General features: G+C 72.9%; 3 protein-coding genes. All 3 read right to left on the bottom strand.

Annotated elements, in window-relative coordinates; all coding sequences use genetic code 11:
* A partial coding sequence (locus ACTWQJ_RS49705) for an isochorismatase family protein (protein WP_443312942.1) occupies nucleotides 1-659 on the bottom strand: 659 nt, incomplete at its 3' end.
* Nucleotides 660-691: 32 nt separating this feature from the next.
* Nucleotides 692-1,462, bottom strand: coding sequence for a 2,3-dihydro-2,3-dihydroxybenzoate dehydrogenase (locus ACTWQJ_RS49710; RefSeq protein WP_443312943.1), 771 nt, complete (start codon nucleotides 1,460-1,462; stop codon nucleotides 692-694).
* Between the two features lie 53 nt (nucleotides 1,463-1,515).
* Entirely contained in the window at nucleotides 1,516-2,688 is a 1,173-nt protein-coding gene (locus ACTWQJ_RS49715; RefSeq protein ID WP_443312944.1) for a 3-deoxy-7-phosphoheptulonate synthase, read from the bottom strand.
* Nucleotides 2,689-2,814: the final 126 nt, after the last annotated feature.

Genomic DNA, 2,814 nt, shown 5'->3' on the forward strand with positions numbered 1-2,814 from the left:
ATGACCTCCTTGGCCGTGGAGACGACGGCGCAGCAGCGCGCCGCATGGTCGAGCGCCTGCCGGTGGTGGGCGGCGGAGAAGTCGGCGACCGCGTCGGCCACCAGGAACGTCTCGATGTCGTTGCTGAACGCGTCGACCGCCGTCATCAGTACGCCCACATGGGCGTACACCCCACAGAGGACCAACTGGTCGCGGTGGTGCGCCCGCATCCGCTCCAGCAGACCGGAGCGGAAGAACGCGCTGTAGCGCCACTTGGTGAACATCCAGTCCCGGCCCGTGGGAGCCAGTTCCGCCGTGATCTCGCTGTCGGCGGGGGAGCGTTGCATGCCCGGCCCCCAGAAGTCCTTCAGCAGCCCGCGCTCCGCATCGTCCATGGCGCCCGGCTGCGCGGTGTACGCGACGGGCATGCCGAGGGCGGCGCAGCGTTCGCGCAGCAGCACGGCATTGCGCAGCAGCTGTTCGCGGAGGGGTTCCGGCAGCGCCCGGAGGAAGTAGTGCTGCATGTCGTGCACCAGGAGAACCGCGCGCCCGGGGTCGACCCGCCAGGACGGGACGGGGTCGGGCAGCTCGCGCGCGCTGGGCAGCTCGTAGGGTTCGATGGGAGGTATCCCGGTGGTCCTCCCGGTCGGGGTCGTCCCGGTGGTGATCTTGCCGGTCATGGTCCTCTCTCCGCCTCGTCCGGTCCGGCGGGCTACCCGCCGAGGGTGGCGCCGCCGTCCACCGTGAGGCTGTGCAGGGTGATGTGGGCGGCCCGGTCGGACAGCAGGAAGGCCACGGCGTCGGCGACGTCCGAGGGCATGGCGAGCTTGCCGAGCGGGATACCGACGCGGTACTCCTCCGGCCGGCCGGCGATCGTGGTCCGCCGGCCGCTGTTGTCCCGCCACATGGAGCTGAGCATCGGCGTGTCGGTGGAACCGGGGGCCACCAGATTGCAGCGGATGCCGTGCCCGGCCACCTCCAGGCCGAGGCACTTGGTGAACATCGTGGCGGCGGCCTTCGACGCGGCGTAGGCGGCCATCTGCGTGCGGGCGGTGCCGGCCGCGTTCGACGCCACGGTGACGATGGTCCCGCGCCGGCGCGGCACCATCCGGTTGACGACCGCGCGCGACACCACGAACACGCCCGTGGCGTTCACCGCGAACGTGGCGTCCCAGTCCTGGTCGGTGAGGTGCCGGGCCTCGCCCAGGTGCAGCACGCCCGCCGCGTTGACCAGGAAGTCCAGTGGGCCCAACTGCTGTTCGACGGTGTCGACCAGAGCGTCGACCTCGGCGCGGCCGGTGATGTCGGCCGGGAACGCCCGGGCGGTCACGCCGTCGGCGGTCAGCTTCTGCACCGTGCGCAGCAGCCCGTCCGCGTCCCGGTCGACCGCGGCCACCGTGACGCCGCGCTCACCGAGCGCACGCGCCACCGCGGCGCCGATCCCTCCTGCCGCTCCCGTGATCAGGGCGACCTTGCCCTCCATGTGGAGTCCTCCTTCGTCTGAGGTGACAGCGACGGTGTCGGCCCTCGAGGCCGTTACGCCCCCCACGCCGAAACCACGGCCACGGCCTGGTCCGGGCGCAGCCGCGGGTCGCACAGGCTGGTGTAGGTGCCGCGGTCCAGGTCGGAGGCGGACGGGTTGGGGGCGCACTCGGTCACCTGGTCCGGGGTGGTCTCCAGGTGCAGGCCGCCGGCGACCCCACCGGCGGCGAGGACGGCGGACCGGAAGTCCCGTACCTCCCGCACGATCCAGTCGAGGTAGCGGGTCTTGCGCCCGTCGGGGGCGGTGACCGTGTTGCCGTGCATCGGGTCGCAGAGCCAGACGACGGGATGGCCCGCCTCCCGCACCGCCGCCACCAGCGACGGCAGACGGTGGGCCACCAGCTGCGCCCCCATCCGGGCGATCAGGGTCAGCCGGCCGGGCTCACGCGCGGGGTCGAGGCATTCGCACAGCGCCAGCAGCTCGCTCGCCGTCATACCGGGGCCGACCTTGCAGGCGACCGGGTTGGCCACCGCGGCGAGCAGGGCGACATGCGCGCCGTCCAGCTGCCGGGTGCGGTCGCCGATCCACGGCCAGTGCGTGGAGGCGAGGACCGGCGCCCCGGTGGCGTCGCGGCGCACCAGCGGGACCTCGTAGTCCAGGACGAGCGCCTCGTGGCTGGTCCACACCGGCGGATCGATGCCGGGCGCCCCGGGCGCGCGGTGCCAGCCGAGGTGGCGCAGCACCGCACGGGAGGCGCGGTAGCAGTCCAGCATGCGGCGGGGATCCGGCTGCCTGCTCAGCGGGTCGCCTCCGGGGCCGTTGACCATGTGGCCGCGGTAGACGGGGAGTTCGAGCTCGCCGATCCACTCGGTCGGTTTCGAGCGCGGCTTGCCGAACTGCCCCGCCATCCGCCCTGCGCGGACCACCGGCCGGTGCGTGATGCCCTTGAGTTCACCGGCGAGTACGTCCAACAGGCCGGCCTTGCGGGCGACATGGCCCTCGGTGCACTCCGCCGGGTCCTCCGCGCAGTCGCCCGCCTGCACCACATGGGCCCGGCCGGCGGCGACGACGGTCAGCACCGAGCGCAGGGTGCGCACGTCCTCGGGATCGACGAGCCCCGGCGAGGCCAGCAGCTGCCGCCGCACCCGCCCAACACTCTCCTTGTCCTCCCACCCCGGCTGCTGCCGGGCCGGCTTCGAGCCGATGTCGAGCACAGGGTTGTCCACTGATGTCTCCCATTCCGGATGGACCGGTGCGTGGGTACGTCTCCGACGGCCGAGGCGGTGTGGTCGTAAGGAGCTGCCGATCGGTGCGATCGGGGCGAACTGCACCTAGGTGTGACCGGGACCGAG

This window comes from Streptomyces sp. KR55, assembly GCF_052245645.1.
Lineage (GTDB): Bacteria > Actinomycetota > Actinomycetes > Streptomycetales > Streptomycetaceae > Streptomyces > Streptomyces flavusporus.